The 18,300-nt window shown below is 55.2% G+C and carries 9 protein-coding genes; 6 read left to right on the forward strand and 3 right to left on the reverse strand.

Annotated elements, in window-relative coordinates; genetic code table 11:
* Nucleotides 1-46: 46 nt before the first annotated feature.
* Nucleotides 47-2,953, reverse strand: a complete 2,907-nt coding sequence (gene rapA / locus ON072_RS08125; RefSeq protein WP_261753124.1) for an RNA polymerase-associated protein RapA — start codon at nucleotides 2,951-2,953, stop codon at nucleotides 47-49.
* Nucleotides 2,954-3,307: 354 nt separating this feature from the next.
* Here rapA and ON072_RS08130 point away from each other — a divergent pair, with 354 nt between their 5' ends.
* The 4 genes from ON072_RS08130 to ON072_RS08145 all read left to right on the forward strand — a co-directional run bounded on the left by ON072_RS08130 (nucleotide 3,308) and on the right by ON072_RS08145 (nucleotide 13,910).
* Complete coding sequence (locus tag ON072_RS08130) at nucleotides 3,308-4,702, forward strand: PhoH family protein (RefSeq protein ID WP_025010322.1); 1,395 nt, start codon at nucleotides 3,308-3,310, stop codon at nucleotides 4,700-4,702.
* Between the two features lie 146 nt (nucleotides 4,703-4,848).
* On the forward strand, nucleotides 4,849-8,541 hold the full coding sequence (locus tag ON072_RS08135; protein ID WP_025888772.1) for a response regulator: 3,693 nt from the start codon (nucleotides 4,849-4,851) through the stop codon (nucleotides 8,539-8,541).
* Between the two features lie 60 nt (nucleotides 8,542-8,601).
* Nucleotides 8,602-11,007, forward strand: a complete 2,406-nt coding sequence (locus tag ON072_RS08140) for a zinc-dependent metalloprotease (RefSeq protein WP_144224916.1) — start codon at nucleotides 8,602-8,604, stop codon at nucleotides 11,005-11,007.
* 119 nt (nucleotides 11,008-11,126) lie between these two features.
* Nucleotides 11,127-13,910, forward strand: a complete 2,784-nt coding sequence (locus ON072_RS08145) for a M16 family metallopeptidase (RefSeq protein WP_274626020.1) — start codon at nucleotides 11,127-11,129, stop codon at nucleotides 13,908-13,910.
* On the opposite strand, the gene ON072_RS08150 is transcribed toward ON072_RS08145, so the two are convergent.
* Nucleotides 13,907-15,715, reverse strand: a complete 1,809-nt coding sequence (locus ON072_RS08150) for a protein kinase domain-containing protein (RefSeq protein ID WP_028780500.1) — start codon at nucleotides 15,713-15,715, stop codon at nucleotides 13,907-13,909. The two genes, ON072_RS08145 and ON072_RS08150, sit on opposite strands and share 4 nt — an antisense overlap.
* A gap of 228 nt (nucleotides 15,716-15,943) precedes the next feature.
* On the opposite strand from ON072_RS08150, the gene ON072_RS08155 reads away from it, so the two are divergent.
* Both ON072_RS08155 and ON072_RS08160 read left to right on the forward strand, forming a co-directional pair.
* Nucleotides 15,944-16,291: a hypothetical protein gene (locus ON072_RS08155; protein ID WP_025010325.1), complete on the forward strand. Its 348-nt coding sequence runs from the start codon at nucleotides 15,944-15,946 to the stop codon at nucleotides 16,289-16,291.
* A 141-nt stretch (nucleotides 16,292-16,432) separates the two neighbouring features.
* The gene (locus ON072_RS08160) at nucleotides 16,433-17,089 is read left to right on the forward strand and encodes a thiopurine S-methyltransferase (RefSeq protein WP_107005546.1); all 657 of its coding nucleotides are present in this window, start codon (nucleotides 16,433-16,435) and stop codon (nucleotides 17,087-17,089) included.
* Nucleotides 17,090-17,206: 117 nt separating this feature from the next.
* On the opposite strand, the gene ON072_RS08165 is transcribed toward ON072_RS08160, so the two are convergent.
* Nucleotides 17,207-18,265, reverse strand: coding sequence for a porin (locus ON072_RS08165; RefSeq protein WP_107005547.1), 1,059 nt, complete (start codon nucleotides 18,263-18,265; stop codon nucleotides 17,207-17,209).
* Nucleotides 18,266-18,300: the final 35 nt, after the last annotated feature.

Below are 18,300 nucleotides of genomic sequence, written 5' to 3' on the forward strand. Positions count from 1 at the left end.
GACCCGCAGTTAGCGGGTCTTGGGGGGATGATATTTGAGTGGATTATCAGGCGTGGCTGACCAGCACCAGGCGCACGGCATCGAGCTGCAGCTGGCATTGATCCAAATAGCCGCGTAGTTCGGCTATCTGATTTTGCAGATACTCAAGCTCGGCATCGCGGATATTGGGGTTCACCGCCTTGAGGGCTTCCAGACGTTCCAGCTCGGCGCCCAATTGGCGCTCCATCTGCTGCTGGGCTTCGACCTGCAGGTTGGACATAGCCTCCATAGCGTGGGCTTCGCCCTTGGCCAGCAGTGGATGCAATATCGCCTGCGAGGCATTGACCAGCTTGCTGCCGATATGGCGGTTAACCGCGCTGAGCTGGCGATCAAAATGCTCGTAACTCACCTTGTCAGACAGATTGTTGCCATCCTTATCCAGCAGAATGCGCAGCGGTGTCGGCGGCAGATAGCGATACAGCTGGCTGGACTTGGGGGCCGAGGCCTGTGCCAGGTAGATAAGCTCCAGGAATACGGTACCTGCCGGTAGCGCCTTGTTCTTGAGGATGGCAACACTTGTGGTGCCTGTCTCAGAACCTGTGATCAGATCCAACCCGGTTTGCACCAGCGGGTGCTCCTGGGTTATCAGGGCGATATCATCGCGGGACAGGGCGGTATCCCGGTCGAAGGTCACGGTAATGCCATCTTCCGGCAGACCGGGATAAGTGGGGAACATCATGTGCTCACTCGGGCGCAGCACTATGGTGTTTTCACCTCTATCGTCCTGATCCAGACCTATGATGTCCCACAGACGGATCACTGAACCGATAAGCTGGGTGTCGTTATCCATCTGCGCCAGTCTCTCGGCCAATGCCAATGACCTGTCGCCGCCGTGGGAGTTGAGCTCCAGCAGCTTGTCGCGGCCCTGCTCCATAGCCTGCTTGAGCTCTTTATATCGGCTGCGGGTGTCGCGCAGCAACTTGGCCATCTCTTCTTCGTTTTCTTCCACCAGCAGTGGCAGCAACTGGGCGCCAAACTCCTTGAACAGAATATGGCCGCCGGGGCAGGTGAGTTCGAAGGCATTGAGGCCTTCATGGTACCAGGCCAACAGACGCTCCTGCGCTGTGTCGGTGAGGAAGGGCAGGTGGATCTCTACATCATGGTTCTGACCTATGCGATCCAGGCGACCTATGCGCTGCTCCAGCAGATCCGGGTTCAGCGGCAGATCGAACAGCACCAACTGGCTGGCGAACTGGAAGTTACGCCCTTCGGAACCGATTTCCGAGCAGATCAGCGCCTGGGCACCACCTTCTTCCTGGGCGAAGAAGGCACCGGCCTTGTCACGTTCTATGATGGACATGCCCTCATGGAACACAGTGGCGAGGATCCCTTCACGGGTACGCAGCGCTTCTTCCAGACTCAGCGCCGTGGCTGCCTGACTGGCGATGATCAGCACTTTCTTGCTGCGGTTTTGCTTGAGGAAGTCGATGAGCCAGTCGACCCTGGGGTCGAACTTCCACCAGGCGGCGGAGTTTTCATCAAACTCCTGATACATTTTTTCCGGCGCCAGCGCGTAGGCGGCCTTCATTTCCAGGGTGCGGTGACCATTCATCATGGCACTGACTCGGGCCGCAGTGAGGTACTGCTCCGGCATGGCCTGTGGATAGGCGTTGAAAATGCGTTTCGGGAAGCCTTTGACCGAGGCGCGGCTGTTACGGTACAGCACCCGACCCGTGCCGTGTCTATCGAGCAGCTCCTGCAGCAGCTCGTCACGGGCGGCTTGCTGCTGCTCAGAATCGACGCCTTCAGCCTGGATAAGGCGAATGGCGGGGGCGATATCTTTCTCAGACAAGAGCTCGGTCAGGCTGTTGATGGCAATGTCGGGCAGCTTGTTGCCACTGGCCAGCGCCTCGGCGGCGAGGGCCACCTCTTTGTAGCCTTCTTCCTCTTTGATAAAGGCTTGATAGTCGTAGAAACGATCAGGATCCAGCAGTCGCAGTCGGGCAAAGTGACTCTCATGGCCCAACTGATCCGGGGTCGCGGTCAGCAGCAGTACGCCGGGCACCACTTCCGCCAGAGCTTCAACCACTTGATAGGCGCGGCTCGGAGTCTCTTCGGTCCACTCCAGGTGATGGGCCTCATCGACCACCATAAGATCCCAGTCGGCATCCAGCGCCTGGTCGAGACGGCGCTTCTTGCGCAGCAGCTCCAGCGAGCAGATCACCAACTGTTCTGTGTAGAAGGGGTTGTCATGGTCGGCAAAGGCCTCGATGCAGCGGTCTTCATCGAATACGGCAAACCGCAGGTTAAAGCGGCGCAGCGTCTCCACCAACCATTGATGGCGCAGGGTATCGGGCACTATCACAAGTACCCGCTCGGCGCGGCCTGTCATCAACTGTTGATGAATGATGAGGCCGGCTTCTATGGTCTTGCCCAGGCCCACTTCATCGGCCAGCAGCACCCGTGGCGCATAGCGGCGCCCGACTTCATGGGCAATCCACAGCTGATGAGGAATAAGGCCGACTCTGGGACCCTGCAGCCCCAGCAGATCTGAGGTGGCCAGGTTGTGGCGCAGCTGCTGGGCGGCGTAGCGCACCCCGAATCTGTCCAGTCTGTCTATTTGGCCGGCGAAGAGTCTGTCCTGCGGCTTGTTGAAGCGAATGTTGTGGTCCAGCAGGGTTTCCCTCAGCTGCACTTCTTCACCGGTTTCGCTGTGAATGCCGGTGTAGATCACCAGCCCGTCTTTTTCATCCAAAGAGTTGATGGTCAGTGTCCAGTCTTCATGGCTCTTGACCTGATCACCTGGGTTATAAATCACCCGGGTTAACGGGGCGTCGTTGCGGGAGAACATGCGGTTCTCTCCGGTGGCGGGGAACAGCAGTGAGACCATGCGGCCTTCCAGTTGTACTACTGTACCCAAACCAAGCTCTGATTCGGTATCACTGATCCAGCGTTGACCTAAGGCGAAGGGCATCTTTAACTCTCATCTCCGGGCGGATTCTCAAAGGGCGCGTATGTTATACCAATCCGAGTATAATACCAATCCTGCCCCCCTTATGACGCAGGCCTTTTCGCCCGCTTGTCATCCAATCGTCATCTTTAGCATCCTACACTCAAAAACGGATACCGCGCAGTGGCCATTGAACAGACTGCAAAGGGTATTTGTCATCCGCTGCTAAAGGTGCCAGTATTAGTTTAAGCCATGTCACAGTGGTGAAACCTACCCGCCATCTGTCAGAAACAGGAGTGCCATATACCCCAACCCCAGGCCTGCGCTGGCCCATGACAACAAAGCTGTGAGTAGCTCATTGACGCAAATGGAGGCGCCATGGAACAAGACGACAGAAAGTTGTTTGTACTTGATACCAATGTGTTATTACATGAACCCTTAGCGATTTACTCCTTTAAAGAACATGATGTTGTGGTCCCAATGACGGTACTGGAGGAATTGGACCAGATAAAAGACAGAAAGCGGGATGTCAGCCGCGATGCCAGGGTCGCCATTCGGGCACTGGAAGATATCCTCGGCGGCAAGACTACTCCGGAACAGATAATCAAAGGGGTTCCCCTTCCAAGCCGCGAAGGGCACACAGATGCCACAGGTACTCTGGCCATCTTCCCCGACCACCAGATTGAATTCACCATAGGCTCGCTGCCCGGCGACAACAACGACAACCGCATCATCAACACAGCCCTGCATCTGCAAAATCAATACGAGCCCCGTACCGTGGTGCTGGTCACCAAAGACATCAATATGCGTCTCAAGGCCAAAGGTGCCGGGATACTCCTGGTAGAAGACTACCGCACAGATCAGCTGATCGATGACATACGTTTTCTATCCAAGGGTTTTCATCAATTTGAAGGCAACTTCTGGGAGCATCTGCACAAGGTGGCCACCGAGCGTCATGGCCGTCATACGGTGCATGATGTGCCGCTCAAGGACCTGGGCGACGATCTCTTTTACATCAACCAATATCTGCTGGATGAGGAATCCGAGTTTTGTGGCCGGGTGGTCGGCCGCAGTGAAACCAGTCTCAATGTGCTGGATCTCGGTCGCGAGCGCCTGATGAATATGGAGGCCTGGGGCGTGAGGCCGAAGAATATCTATCAGGGCATGGCGCTGCAGGCCTTGATGGACCCTGATATCGATTTGGTTATTCTCACCGGTCCAGCAGGGTGCGGCAAGACCTTGCTGGCGATGGCGGCGGCACTGGAGCTGGTGGTGGAGCGTAATCTCTACGACAAGGTGATAGTCACCCGGAATACTCCGGAAATCGCCGAATCGATAGGCTTCCTGCCGGGCACGGAAGAGGAGAAGATGGCCCCTTGGTTGGCGGCAATTACCGATACCCTGGAGGTGTTGCACAAGCATGACGTTAATCCCAGTGGTTCACTCAACTACATAATGGAAAAGGCCAATATCCAGTTTAAGTCGATCAATTTCATGCGTGGGCGTTCGATTCAGAACTCAGTGGTATTGCTGGATGAGTGTCAAAACCTGACCGCCTCACAGCTGAAAACCATGATCACCCGTATGGGAGAAGGCACCAAGCTTATCTGCTGTGGCAACCTGGCGCAGATAGACTCCAACTATCTGACCGCGGTCACCTCGGGTTTGACCTATATGGTTGAACGCTTTAAAAATTTTGAAGGCAGCGCCAACATCTACCTCAACGGCGTAGTGCGCTCACGGCTGGCGGAGTTTGCCGAAGAGCAGCTCTGATAACCCCTGCTACTGAAAAAGGCCCCATTTCGGGGCCTTTGCTTTGTGCGGGGTACTGCATATTCGACCAAATTAAGTATATGATATTGGCTTTGTTCTTCTTCCTTCCCGCCGCTTGGGGATGGGACGTGATGCAAGGGTAATGGATGAAATCGAGTGAGCCGGATCTGCAGCTGAAATCTCCGATCCAGAAAAATTACAATCGCGCAGTGTTTTACACCTATATGGGGGTAATTGTACTGGCGTTGCTCACCGCCTGGGTGTTTTTTGAGCGCCAGAAGACCCAACAGATGGAGCTCAGAGAAGAACAGGTCGATCGCCATGTGATGCAGATTGATCTCTTGCTGGAATCCAGTATCCGTGCGGTCAAGAGCCTGCGCAATGTGGCCGTGGACCACTTGCGCCTGGCCGAGCAGGTACGCAAGGACAGACTGCCCCAGTACGAGAAATTCAACGAAAGCGGTCAGTTCTTTACCCTGGAGCCCAATTACGCCAAGAGTGGTGAGCCATTCACCAACATGGGGCGGATAACCGGTTCCGGTTCTCTCGATGGCCGCAGCGACAAGTTCTATCAGGAACTGGAGATGCTGTTCGAGCTGTCGTTGTCGTTCCCGGTCGCCAAGGAAGCCGCACCCAAGGCCTCGGCCATCTATTACCTGTCCAAGCGGCGAATGATGTCCTATTACCCTTGGCCTTCGGACGAGCAGCGTTTTCGCGATGAACTGCTGAACAAGAAACAGTTTCAACTGGCGACGCCGGCGATGAACCCCCAGCGCAGTGTGTTCTGGAGTGAGGCCTATGTGGACTCGGCCGGCAATGGTCTTTTGACCACGCTCGGGGTGCCCATCTATCTCGAAGATGAGTTTATCGGCTCCATTAATCTGGACATGACACTGGCATCGCTCGCCAAACAGATACGTCTCTATTTCAAGATGCCGGGCACAGTGATTTTGCTGGATCAAGGCAACAATATTCTCTCCCACAGCGATTTTGATACCTCCAGCATTAACCGGGTCTACCACATCAGTCAGCGGATCCCATCCGAGCTGCATTCACTGCCGGAGTCCGAGCTGTTCGATGCCCACGAGGGGATGATCCGTAACGGCTATTACATCCACTCAGTGGCGCTGCACAACGCCCCCTGGCGCCTGCTCTATCTGCAGGATGTCGATGACCTGTTTCTGGACTCGTTCGAGAAGCTGCAGCTGACCTTTATTCTTGTGGTACTGGCGCTGTCCGTGCTGGTGACCATAGTGCACTGGCAGACTCGTCGCTCTTTCGTCAGCCCGGCCTCGCGCCTGCTTTCGCACCTGGAAGACTGTTCCCGTGAGCCGATTCGGCCGCCGGAGAAGATCACCCAGGGCTGGGAGCCCTGGTTCCAGTTGGTCAGCCGCATTTTTGAAGAGAACCAGCAATATACCCGTCACCTGGCGGAGCAGAACAAGCGGCTGGATAAACTGGTGGCCCGGCGCACCGAACGGCTGAAAGAAACCACAGAGCGACGTGAGCGGGAATATGCCCTGCTGCGCTCTCTGCTGGACTCGATTCCTGAAGCCATTGTCTTCAAAGATAAAGAAGGCAAGTACCTCGGCTGCAATAAGTCGGCCGAGCGGGTGCTTGGCTACACAGAAGCCGAGATGATAGGCCTGAATTCAGACACACTTACCAGCCCGGAACAGGCCGCCAGAATTCGCGCCGAGGATGAACAGGTACTCAAAGACAGGGCGCCGCTGCGTTATCAGGAAAAGGTCGAGCTGGCCGGCAAGCCCGTGCTGCTCGACACCCTCAAGCTGCCGTTTTATAACCGCCGCGGCGAGATGCTGGGCTTGATTGCCGTTTGGCGTGATGTGACCCGCGAATATGAATCGGCCGAACAGCTGCGATTGTCGGAAGAACGTTATCACCTGGCGATGGACGCGGTGGAAGATGGCCTGTGGGACTGGTATCTGGATTCGGAGCAGATCATCTGCAACCCGGCTTACTACACCATGCTGGGTTACAAGACCAATGAGTTTCCGGCGCTGCTGTCGACCATAGACGAGCTGATCCATCCGGATGACAGGATCCGGGTCGAAGAGTATCGCGAGCAGTATCTGGCCGATCCTATTGGAGCCTACGAGATAGAGTTCAGGATGCGCGGCAAGAGTGGTCAGTATCACTGGGTGCTGTCCCGTGGCCGGGTGGTGGAATTTACCGCCAACAATGAGCCCAGGCGTATGCTGGGTACCCACAAAGACATTACCCGCAGCAAGAGCAATGAAGTGGCCTTGCTGGAGGCCAAGAAAGATGCCGAACTGGCCAACCTCTACAAGAGTGAATTCCTGGCCAATATGAGTCATGAGATCCGCACGCCGATGAATGCCATCATAGGCATGCTGCAGCTGGCGCAGCGCACCAACCTGACGGTGCAGCAGAAAGATTATCTGGAGAAGGCCGGCTTCTCGGCTCAGTCACTGCTGCGGATTATCAACGATATTCTCGACTTCTCCAAGATCGAAGCCGGTAAGCTGGAGCTGGAGCGGGTCTCCTTCCCGCTGGATAAGGTGCTGGAGCACGCCCTGGATATCAACTCACTCAAGGCACAGGAGAAAGGGGTCGAGCTGTTGTTGTATGCCCCTGTGACCGCCGGGCTGATCCTCAAGGGCGATCCGCTGCGTCTCGGTCAGGTGCTGGTGAATCTGTTGTCCAATGCAGTTAAGTTTACCTCCCAGGGGGAGATTGAACTCGGTTGTGAAGATGTCGGCGAACGCGATCATCGCATTACCCTCAAATTCTGGGTTCGGGACACCGGCATAGGTATCAGCAAGGAGCAACAGGAGATACTGTTTGACGCCTTTGCCCAGGCGGATGGCTCCACCACCCGCAAATATGGCGGCACCGGCCTTGGCTTGTCCATCAGTAAGCATCTGGTGTCCATGATGGGCGGCAAGATGCAGGTGCAGAGTGAGCCGGGTGTCGGCAGTGTGTTCAGCTTTACCATCAGCTTTGAGATCGCCGAAGAGGCCAAGATTGAACCTCTGGTGATGCCGGAGCAGCTCAATAGCCTGCGGGCGCTGGTGGTGGACGATAACTCCACGGCGCTGCAGATATATTCTACCCTGATGCGCGACTTCCACTTCGAGGTGGACACCGCCGCCAGCGGTGCCGAAGCCCTCTATAAGCTGGGCAAACAGGAAACCGACCTGCTGCTTATCGACTGGATGATGCCGGAAATGGATGGCCGCGAGGTGATCCGTACCCTGGACGAGATGGTGGCCGATGGCAGGATCAGCAAGCGCCCCGTGGTGATCATGATGACGGCCTATGCCGCCGAGCCGCTGGCGCAGGAGGTGGAAGATGCCAATGTGTTTGCGCTGCTGCAAAAGCCCTTCAAGGCCTCGACTCTGTTTGATGAGATAATCTCTGCCTTCGCCGAGAAACCCCATCCGGCGACCGTGGCTGAAATTACCGACAATCAGAGCGGTGGTCATAAAGGCTTGGTGCTGCTGGTAGAAGATAACCTGATCAACCAGCAGGTGGCCTCTGAACTGCTGCGCAGCGCCGGTTATGAGGTAGATCTGGCAGACAATGGTCAAATTGCCCTCGATATGGTGGAGCAGCGTCAATACGACGCGGTATTGATGGATATTCAGATGCCAGTGATGGATGGCCTGACGGCGACCCGGGAACTGCGCAAGAAATACGACAGGGAGACCTTGCCGATTATCGCCATGACGGCCCACGCCATGTCAGGCGATCGTGAGAAGAGCCTGGCGGCGGGAATGAACGCCCATATCACCAAGCCCATTATGCTCAATGAACTCTTTGATACCTTGAGTGAATGGGTGGGCAGGACTTGAGATAAACCGGCCGATCCCTTAACTTGAATGGCAACTTACAGATAACAATCAGGAGATGGGATGAAACCTCAAAGTTGGACCTTGTTGCTGGCGCTGATCGCGGTACCTGGATTGGCGCAGGCGGCACAGGAGAGGGAGGCCGCCGACGTCATCAGCGAAAGCACTCAGGCCGAAGGTTTTATCAATCTCTTTTATGATGCCAAAGCCGGGCAGCTGTATCTGGAACCGAGCAAACTCAACCAGCCTATGCTGCTGCTCTCCAGCTTGCCCCACGGCGCCGGTTCCAATGATATTGGGCTTGACCGTGGGCAACTGGGATATACCCGCATGGTGCAGTTTGAGCGTCAGGGGCCCTATATTCTGCTCAAACAGCTCAATACCCGTTTTCGTGCCGATACCGACGACCAAGCCGAGCAAAGAGCCGTGCATGAAGCCTTTGCCGAATCTGTGCTCTGGCGCGGTAAACTCCTGCCGGGAAAACGTCTGCTGGTGCCGGTCAATGACTTGATGTTGCAGGACCTGCACGGCATCAGCCAACAGTTGGCGGCCAGGGGCCAAGGGCATTATCGTCTGGACACCAGCCGCTCTGTGGTGTTGCCAGCCTCGGTCAAGTCGTTCGAGCGTAACTCGGATGTGGATGTGCAACTGACTTTCGCCAGTGATAAGGCCGGCGCCAGAGTTGCCGAGGTGACCCCGGATGGCCAGGCCCTGTCTCTGAGACTGCGCTATTCCTTTATCGCCTTGCCCGAGCCGGGTTATCAGGCGCGTCGTTATCATCCCATGAGTGGTTATCTGTCCGATGAATACAAGGACTATGCCACCGCCATAGATCAGGATATCAACCAGCGCTTCTTGCTGCGCCACCGGCTGCAGAAGGTTAATCCCGGCCCTGAGCCAAGCGAAGTGGTTGAGCCCATTACCTATTATCTGGATCCCGGTGTACCCGAGCCTATCCGTGGTGCCTTGCTTGAAGGCGGCCGCTGGTGGGAGCAGGCATTCAATGAGGCGGGGTTTATCAACGGTTTTAAGTTGGAGCTATTGCCGGAAGGCGCCGACCCTCAGGATGTGCGCTACAACGTGATCCAGTGGGTGCACAGGGCCAGCCGTGGCTGGTCCTACGGTGCGGCGGTGACAGATCCCCGCAGTGGTGAAATCATCAAGGGCCAGGTCACTCTGGGGAGTCTGCGAGTGCGTCAGGATCATCTGATTGCCCGTGGCCTTACCGCAGGTTGGGAAGACAGGCAAGCGGCCGATGAAGCCGCCATGGCCTTGTCTCTGGCGCGTATTCGCCAGTTATCGGCTCATGAAATCGGTCACACCCTGGGGCTGGACCATAACTTTGCCGCTTCCACCAATAACAACGCTTCTGTGATGGATTATCCCCATCCCTATGTGCGCCTCGATGGCAAGCGGGTGGATATCAGCCAGCCTTACGCCGAAGGGCTGGGGGCCTGGGATAAGTTTGCCATCAAGTACGGTTATGGTGACTTTGGTGATGAAGCCCAAACCCAGGCCGCGCTCAAGTCGCTGCTCAAAGAGGTGCAGCAGCAGGGGCTGAGATACATAGGCGAGGGGGACTCGCGAGCGACTTCAGCCGCCCATGCCTATGCCAGTCTTTGGGACAGAGGCGAGGATCCTGTCAAGGAGCTGGCCAGAATGCAGCTGGTCAGGCGCCAGGCGTTGGAGACCTTTTCCGCGAAGGCGCTGTTGCCGGGGCAACCCTTGGGTGAACTAAGTGATGCTCTGGTGCCTATCTATCTGTTGAATCGTTACCAGATCAGCGCTGCGGCCAAGTTTGTCGGCGGCATTGACTATAATTATCTGGCCGATGCCGATAGCGGTAATTGGCATTTTATTGCGCCGGAATTGCAGAAGCGGGCGCTCGATACCCTGTTGGCGACTCTGGATCCCAGAGAGCTTTATCTGCCAACCGAGCTCCTGGAGCAACTGGTGCCCAAGGCCGGCAACTATTACCGCAGCCGCGAGAGTTTCGGCTCATCTCTGGGGGTTGCCGTAGATCAGCTGGCCATGGCAGAAGTGCTCAGTCGCCACACAGTGTCGGCGCTGTTGAACCCTGAGCGGCTCAACCGTGTGGATCAGGCCTTTGCCAGAGACACAGAGCAGCTTTCGGTAGAGGATTTGCTGGACAGATTGCTGGGTAAGACACTGCTGAAATCCCTGCCTTCGGGAGATCAGACCAGTATTGCGATGCGGGTAAATGCGGTGGTTTTGGACGGCATGTTGCAGAGTCTGGAGAGTGACGCCAGCACCCCGGAAGTCAAAGCCATGGTGAGAATGAAGCTGGATTATCTGCTTAAGCAGTTGCCCAGAAAGGAAAAAAGAAGTTCAGGTTACAAGGCTGCCCACTATGGACAATTGCAAGCTGTGCTTGAACAGGCACTGAAACAAGCCGGGGTCAGAGTGATCAGCAAACCTGCGGAAATACCACCGGGGTCGCCGATTTAGTACGTCGTAAGGTATTGATTATGTGACATAATTAATGCCATATCTTATATTGGCATCTTTCATATTCCAGAGGTTCGGGCCCGTTTTGCACCGAACCTCTGTTTTTTGGGGGAATTCTTTTGCCAAAAATCCTGTTTCTCAGAGCCTGGCTCGGCAGCTTATTAGTACTTCTCTGCTTCATTGCCAAGGCCGATGGGCTCAGCGTCAGCCCTCGCATTCATCAGGGCCAACTGGACAACGGTCTTAAATATCAATTGGTAGACAACAAGACGCCGGCCAATACCGTCATAATGCGGATGCGGATCGCCTCCGGCTCACTGCTTGAGGCGGAAAATGAGCAGGGGCTGATGCACCTGCTGGAACATATGGCGTTCAAAGGCTCGGCCGCTGTGCCTGAAGGGGATATGATCCCAAGATTGCAGCGTCTCGGCTTGAGCTTTGGCGCCGATACCAATGCCGTGACTGAATTTACGCAAACAGTCTATAAGTTCAACATCACCCAAGGGGATGAGCAGAAGCTGGATACCGGGTTGATGTTGATGCGGGAGATTGCCGACAGACTCACTCTGGATCCCAAGGCGCTTGCCCAGGAAAAAGCCGTAGTGCTGGCCGAGCTCAAGGAGCGCACATCGGCCGGGCTGGAAAACTATCGCAACCAGTTGCATTTCTGGTACCCCTCCAGCCTGCTGCCCAGACGTTTCCCTATCGGTGAAGTAGCCAGCATCAAGGCGGCAGATGTCGCCAAGCTGCGCTCTTTGTACCAACGTTTCTATACCCCGGAGCGGACAACGCTGATCTTGGTCGGCGACCTGGACATCGCCCGTACCGAGGCTCAAATCAAGCAGTTGTTTGCCGATTGGAAGCCGCACCTTCAGGCGGTTGCCGCAGCTCAGGTGAAACTTTCTCCGCCTGTAGTCAGAAAGCAGCCTCAGGCGGACGCTTTCTTCGACCCCAGTTTGCCGACCCAAGTCTCTCTTGGGGTGCTGACGCCCATAAAGCCAAAGCCTGATGGTATTGAACGGCGTCGTCAGCTGATGCTTGAGTCGCTGCTGAGTAATATGCTCTATCAGAGGTTGCAACCGCACCTGTTTGCCGAAGAAGGTTTCACCGATGCCTCCGTTGAGATAGGGGAAGAGTTTGGCACTGCGGGAAGGGTGCAATTGGCTCTGGCGACCCTGGAAGACAACTGGCAGGATGGTGTGGTATTGCTGGAGCAGACCATACGCCAGGCCTTGCAATACGGTTTCAGCAATGAAGAGTTGCAGCAGGCACTGAAACGCCAACATAAGCAGTATCAGCTCAATCTGGCCGGCAGTAACACCATTCACAGCCTGAATATGGCCGAGGCTTTGGTATCAATGGATGCCGAGGACTTGATACCGATAGAACCAGCAGATGAGCTGGCCATTTTTGAGGCCTTGGCGCCGCAAATTACCCCGGCGCTTATCCAACAGACACTGACTGAGCTTTGGCAGGGGCAACCCTGGATCTATCTCTCCGGTGCCAAGGCGCCGGCCGCGGCGGAACAACAACTGCTGACGGCATATGAGAACAGCTTGCTGCAATCTGTTACCCCCTATAAGGCCAAACAAGCCAGCGAGTTTGCCTATCAAAGCTTTGGTGAACCCGGGAAGATAGTGGCCGATAAGCGGGATCCCGATACCGGAATACGCCAGTTACGTTTTGCCAATGGGACTCTACTCAATCTCAAACCTACCGAGCTTGAGCAGGGTAATGTGGCCGTCAGCTTGTCATTGGGATTCGGTGATTTGCCATTTCCGCGCCAAGAAGGTTTGGGCACTCTGTTCAATAATGCCTTTATTTACGGCGGGCTGGAGCAGCACTCCTGGCAACAGCTGGCGGATATCTTTGCCGGGCAGAACATCTCGGCAAATATTGGCGTCAGTACTGAAGGCTTTGGCGGCGTGACCAATACCAATGCCGATGAACTCAGAACCCAACTTGGGCTACAGGCCGCCTTTCTAACCGCCCCGGGTTGGCGACAGGAAGCCATCAACCTCTTCCGGCAACAAGTCAAGGCAGAGAGCCAGAGCCGTAATGCCAATCCGGAAGAGGCCTTCTGGGATGGTCTGAGCGGACTCTTGTTCCCCGGCGATCCCCGATATGGTTACGGTCGGGAAGAACAGGTATTACAGCGGGACTTTGCTGAAATTGCCAAGGTGTTGGCTTCGGCGCTGGATAAGGGAATGCTGGAAATCGCGCTGGTAGGTGATTTCGATGAGGCTCAGGGGATAAAAGCGGTCGCCGAGACATTCGCCGCCATCAAGCGGCATCCGGCCAAGGCCCCGGCCTTCGAGCGGCCGGTATTCCCCAAGGTGCCGGCACAGAGCCAAATCTTGCACCGCGGCGCCGAGAACTCGGCGGCACTGGCCTGGCTGTGGCCAACCACCGACATGCAGAATGTTCGACGCCACAGCGAACTGATGTTACTCGAGCAGGTGATGGGCATTCTGTTGAATGAAGAGGTCAGGGAAAAAGCCGGCGCCGGATATTCGCCTTATACCTTCAATCATTTCGATTGGCATCCAACAGGTTACGGTTATCTGGGGCTCTTTACTGTCACAGATGCCGCCAAGCTGAAGGCTGCCGAACAGGGTTTTGCCGCGGTCGTGGCCAGAGTCAAGGCCAAGGGTGGCATAGATGCCGATCTGCTGGAGCGCGCGCGCCAGCCCTTGTTGCAGTGGTTTGAAAGCGCCCCGGGAAGTAACGGTTTCTGGTTGGATCTGGCGGCAACGGCCCAAAGTCGGCCGGGCCGCTGGCAGGGATGGCAGCAGCGCAGGCAGATACTGGGGCAACTGGATGGAGAAGCCCTGGAAGCCGTGGCCCGTGAGTATCTTGAGAATGATCGCCGCTTGAGTGTGACCAGCAGTTACGGCGGCTAACCACCGCTCTTGGGGTTTCTCGGATAGAAGCGTTCCGGCTTGCGCTGCAGGTGTTCGAACCTGCGCGTATTTTTATAGGGCAGCTTCATAAACCCCGAAACCCCCTGGCCCTGGATCTTGTCGACATGACTGAGGATCCTGTCCAGACAGGCGCGAAACTGCGCCTGTTTTCTCGGGTTGAGCAGTCTCAGATAACTGTGGATCTTCATATGAGTTGGCAGGGCTTCGAAGATGATACAGCCTGTGTGATGTATCTGGTTGAGCCAGCCCAGCTCTGTCATGATTTCCGCGGGCAGCTCGAGGTTTTCATCCGGATCCCGGCCATCTTCAAAGTAAGAGTGCAGCCGGGATTGATCTTCGAGCGTCGGCACATCGCCCACCTCAAAGGGCAGCAGCTGATCCGCCTTGGCCTTGAACGGCTCTGAAGGAGCGCTGCGCTCAAGGTGCAGGGTATCTTTGGCGTTGAAGAAACAGGCCTTGAAGATACCTATGCGATGAATGCCCCGGGCCAGGGTCACCATGTTGTTGACCGCCTGAATCAATGCCGGCCTGAGTTCTTCATCATAAAGCGCCAGGTTGGAGTCGATATAGACGCCTGTCTCCTGCCAATGAATCGCCAAACCGCCCACTATTGGATACTGACCCAGGCGGCCGACAGCGGCGATAAAGCCCTTCTCTGTGTCTCCCATACCGGCGAGGAAGTTGCGGTAGTACTTCTCCAGTTGAATATCTTCGGCGCGAATAGCCTCGGCATCGGCGTCCGGATGATGGCTGCGCAGAAACGACTTACGCGAACTGTAGCTGACTGTTTCCACATCCCGGGCTCGCTTCTGTACCCAGACGGGGATCTCGGCATTCAGCTCCTGTGGCAGCGGCGGCAGTAAAAGATGCTGGCTGTATCTCATGCTGCGCAGGAAGTAGTCGCCGGCCTTGAGGCGGGTGAGAGGATCTGAGCCCAACATCCCCTCGAGGATCCTGGCCAGTTCCATCGGTAGACCTATGCTGGTAGGCGGGATCACCTGGGAACCGAAGCGGCTGGCCTGACCGGACGCCAGCGCATAGAGGGTGGCGGCAACCCCCTGTTCATCAAACCTGGGGCTGGAAAGCGCCCCCGAGAGTTGCTCATCGCCGATAAAGTAAACATCGCCCATGCGGGCGTTGGTATGCTGCTGATCGCTCGACATTAACTCCATCACATTGCCGCCAACCGGGCGGTTGTCGGCATCGCGCTGGGCAAATACCGCCGAGCCCCAGTCAATCAAAGACAACTTGTCTTCCTCTGGGTCATAAACCAGGTTGGAAGGTTTGATATCCCCGTGTACCAAGGGTCTGCCGCTGCGAAGATATTGCAATAGATCCGCCAACTGCCTGGCAATGCTCATGATTTCTGCCACCGGCAAGGCGCCTTGGCGGCGGCAGCGCTGATCCAGATCCTGGCCCTGAGCTCTGGCCATCACCAGGATCCCCTGGCGCCCGACTCTGTCGAACTTTATCAGTGGCGGCACATTGGGATGATTGACCTGAGACAGCATGAAAGCCTCTTCTTCCAATCTGTCCTGTACCTGCTGAGGCAGGGTGATGCGAGAGAACTTGAATACATGTTCCTGACCATGGCTGTTTCGTCCGGCGAACACAAAACCATAGGCGCCTTTGCCTATCAGTTGCGGGTCATCATAGCCCAACTTGATCAGTTGCTGGCGGCAGAGGCGGATCCAGGCCCTGTGTTTGCGGGCATCATCGGCCTTAAGCAGATAGACGGACTGCTCTTCAGAAATATAAAAGTGCTGCAGTTCAGGTGTTTGCAAGCGATTTCTCCATTGGCACAGGCAAGGATACAAAATAACAACAAGCAGAAGCTCATTAAAACAGCAAGGGATAACAGCGGCAAGTTGTGACTCTGGGATCCAGCTCAGAACCAGGCTTCCTAGCGTATCCTTTTGGGCGGCACTTTGACCTATATCAATTTCATTGCGCCCTCCCCAGAGTAACCTGTTTGCAACAAGCCGCAGTGGCAGAAGAGATTTGGAGGCCTTATGTCAGTGCCAGATAAGCAGGAGCTGATCGAACTGTTCGAGTATGCTCGTCCCAGGGTGATACAGTCGATGGAATTGCGTCATTGTCCCCATGCGGGTTTCTACAATCCGGTGGACGACCGCTGTAACTTTTGTCATCAGGGATTGGAGTGTATCTGGATGAACCAGAATGATGAACTGGTGGATCTGGAACAGAAATCACTCGAAGAGTTGAAGCAGCAGTTATTGATTGCCGTCGACTTTGTCGACTCCAGCCTGAGCCCGCACCATTTGTCACGACGCAAGTGCCAATGTGATAACTGTAATTGGTTGCGCAAGGTGCAGGAGACCCTGGCCAGACTGCCCTGAATAGCTTGAAAACTGATGCTGCCCGCCCCGGAGTCATTGCACGCTCCGCGGCGGGCTTTTTTGTCTGTTGCTGTTGGGCTCTTTGCAATCGGCGTCCAAGTCGATAGAGTATCAAGGTTTTCTGATACACAGGATGGATAGATGGAACCCGGATTCTGGCATGAACGCTGGCACAAGCAGCAGATAGGTTTTCACCAGCAGGATATTAACCCTTTTTTGGTGAAGTACTGGTCCACACTCGCACTCAGGGGGAATGAGCAGGTCTTTGTCCCGCTTTGCGGCAAGTCTTTGGATATGTGTTATCTGGCCGAGAAGGGCCATGATCTGCTTGGTTGCGAACTGAGCGAGTTGGCCGTCAGGCAGTTTTTTGAAGAGAACGGCCTTGAGTATCAACAGAAAGCCTTTGGCGAATTGCAGGCGTTTTCCAGCGAACAGATGACCTTGTTGCAGGGCGACTTGTTTGCGCTCAAGGCTGAGCAATTGGCGTCGGTAGGTGCCTTCTACGACAGGGCGGCACTAATCGCCTGGCCTGAGGAGATGCGTTTGCAATATGCCGCCAAGCTGGCCGCCTTGCTGCCAAGGGGTTGTTGCGGCTTGTTGGTTACTCTGGAATATCCGCAGGATATGCTCAAGGGGCCGCCATTCAGCGTGACTCAGGAGTGGATAAGGGAGCATATGAGCCAGTGGTTTGAGGTCACTTTGCTGGAGCAAGCCGATGTATTGGCCGACAACCCCAGGTTCATTGCCAAAGAGGTGCCTTGGCTCAATGAGAGTGCCTATCTGCTGAAACGTAAATAAGTTCCCCAGGAAATTATAATAATCCAAGGCGGAACAAGCGGTTAGTAGGAATACTGGCATACAAAAAGGCGACCCAGAGGTCGCCTTTAGTGTCTATAACCACTATCTCAACAGAGATTAGAAGTCGTAACGTACACCCACGGTGAATACGTTGTCGTCTTCCAGGTCAAACTTAGCACCAGCGTCTTTGTACTCGCCTTGGTAGTTTGCGTAGTGAGCAAACAGCAGAGTAGACTTGGCTACACGGTAGTCGGCACCAACAGTGATGTTGGTCACTTCGATGTCTGTGCCAGCATTGTCGCCCAGAGCCTTGTAGTACTTACCGAAACCGGCTTCGTCATAACCGTATTGCAGCTTCAGGTTAACGCCGTTCAGGTTGTAAACTACGTTCACGAAGTAAGTGTTGTTGTCGTCAGAACCGTCAACGATGCTTTCAGAGTTCTGGAACAGACCGCCCAGTTTGAAGTCACCCAGCTTAACTTGACCAACGGCGCGGTATGCATCGATACCACCGATAGCCTTGTTGTAGGCGATGGCAGCATAGTAGTTCTGAGCTTTCAGCTTCTTGTCACCGATAGTGGCGCTCAGAGCGTACATGTTGTCTTTGTCGATTTCTTTACCGTTCGCGTCGTAAGTCGCGTAGTTGTCTTCCATCAGGTAAGTGGCGTTCAGAGTGATCAGGTCAGCGATCTTTGGTGAGTAGTACCAAACACCGTCACCGCTACGAACTTGGCCACCCAGCATACGGTCGATATCCGCGTTGGTGTTACCGAATACGTCTACACCGCCTTCAGCTTGCTTGAATACTGTGTCGTTACGACCGGCCAGTACAGTACCGAAGTTGGTCTTGGCACCCAAGTAAGTGTTACGGGCTTTGAAAGTGTCGCCAGAACCAGAAGTGTTCTCTACTTGGAACTCCATCTGATAGATGATGTCTACACCATCAGAAATCTTCTCGGAACCTTTTACACCCAGGTGTGAGAAGTTGTTTTCGATGTAAGTACCGCTTTCACCTACTTCTACGCCGTTAGTACCAGTTTGCAGTGTGGCGCCTTGGTCAGAGTTGGTGATAGACAGATCCAGACGGCCATACAGAGTTGGGCCATCAGCCAGTGCACCGAAAGAGGCTGCGGCCAGAACTGTTGCTACTGACGCAGAGATAAGGGTCTTCTTCATGTGTTGTGCTCCCTAGAACCTGAGTTCTATTCCAT

Origin of the sequence: Shewanella sp. K8 (genome assembly GCF_028823715.1) — a bacterium.
Classification (GTDB): Bacteria; Pseudomonadota; Gammaproteobacteria; order Enterobacterales; family Shewanellaceae; genus Shewanella; species Shewanella algae.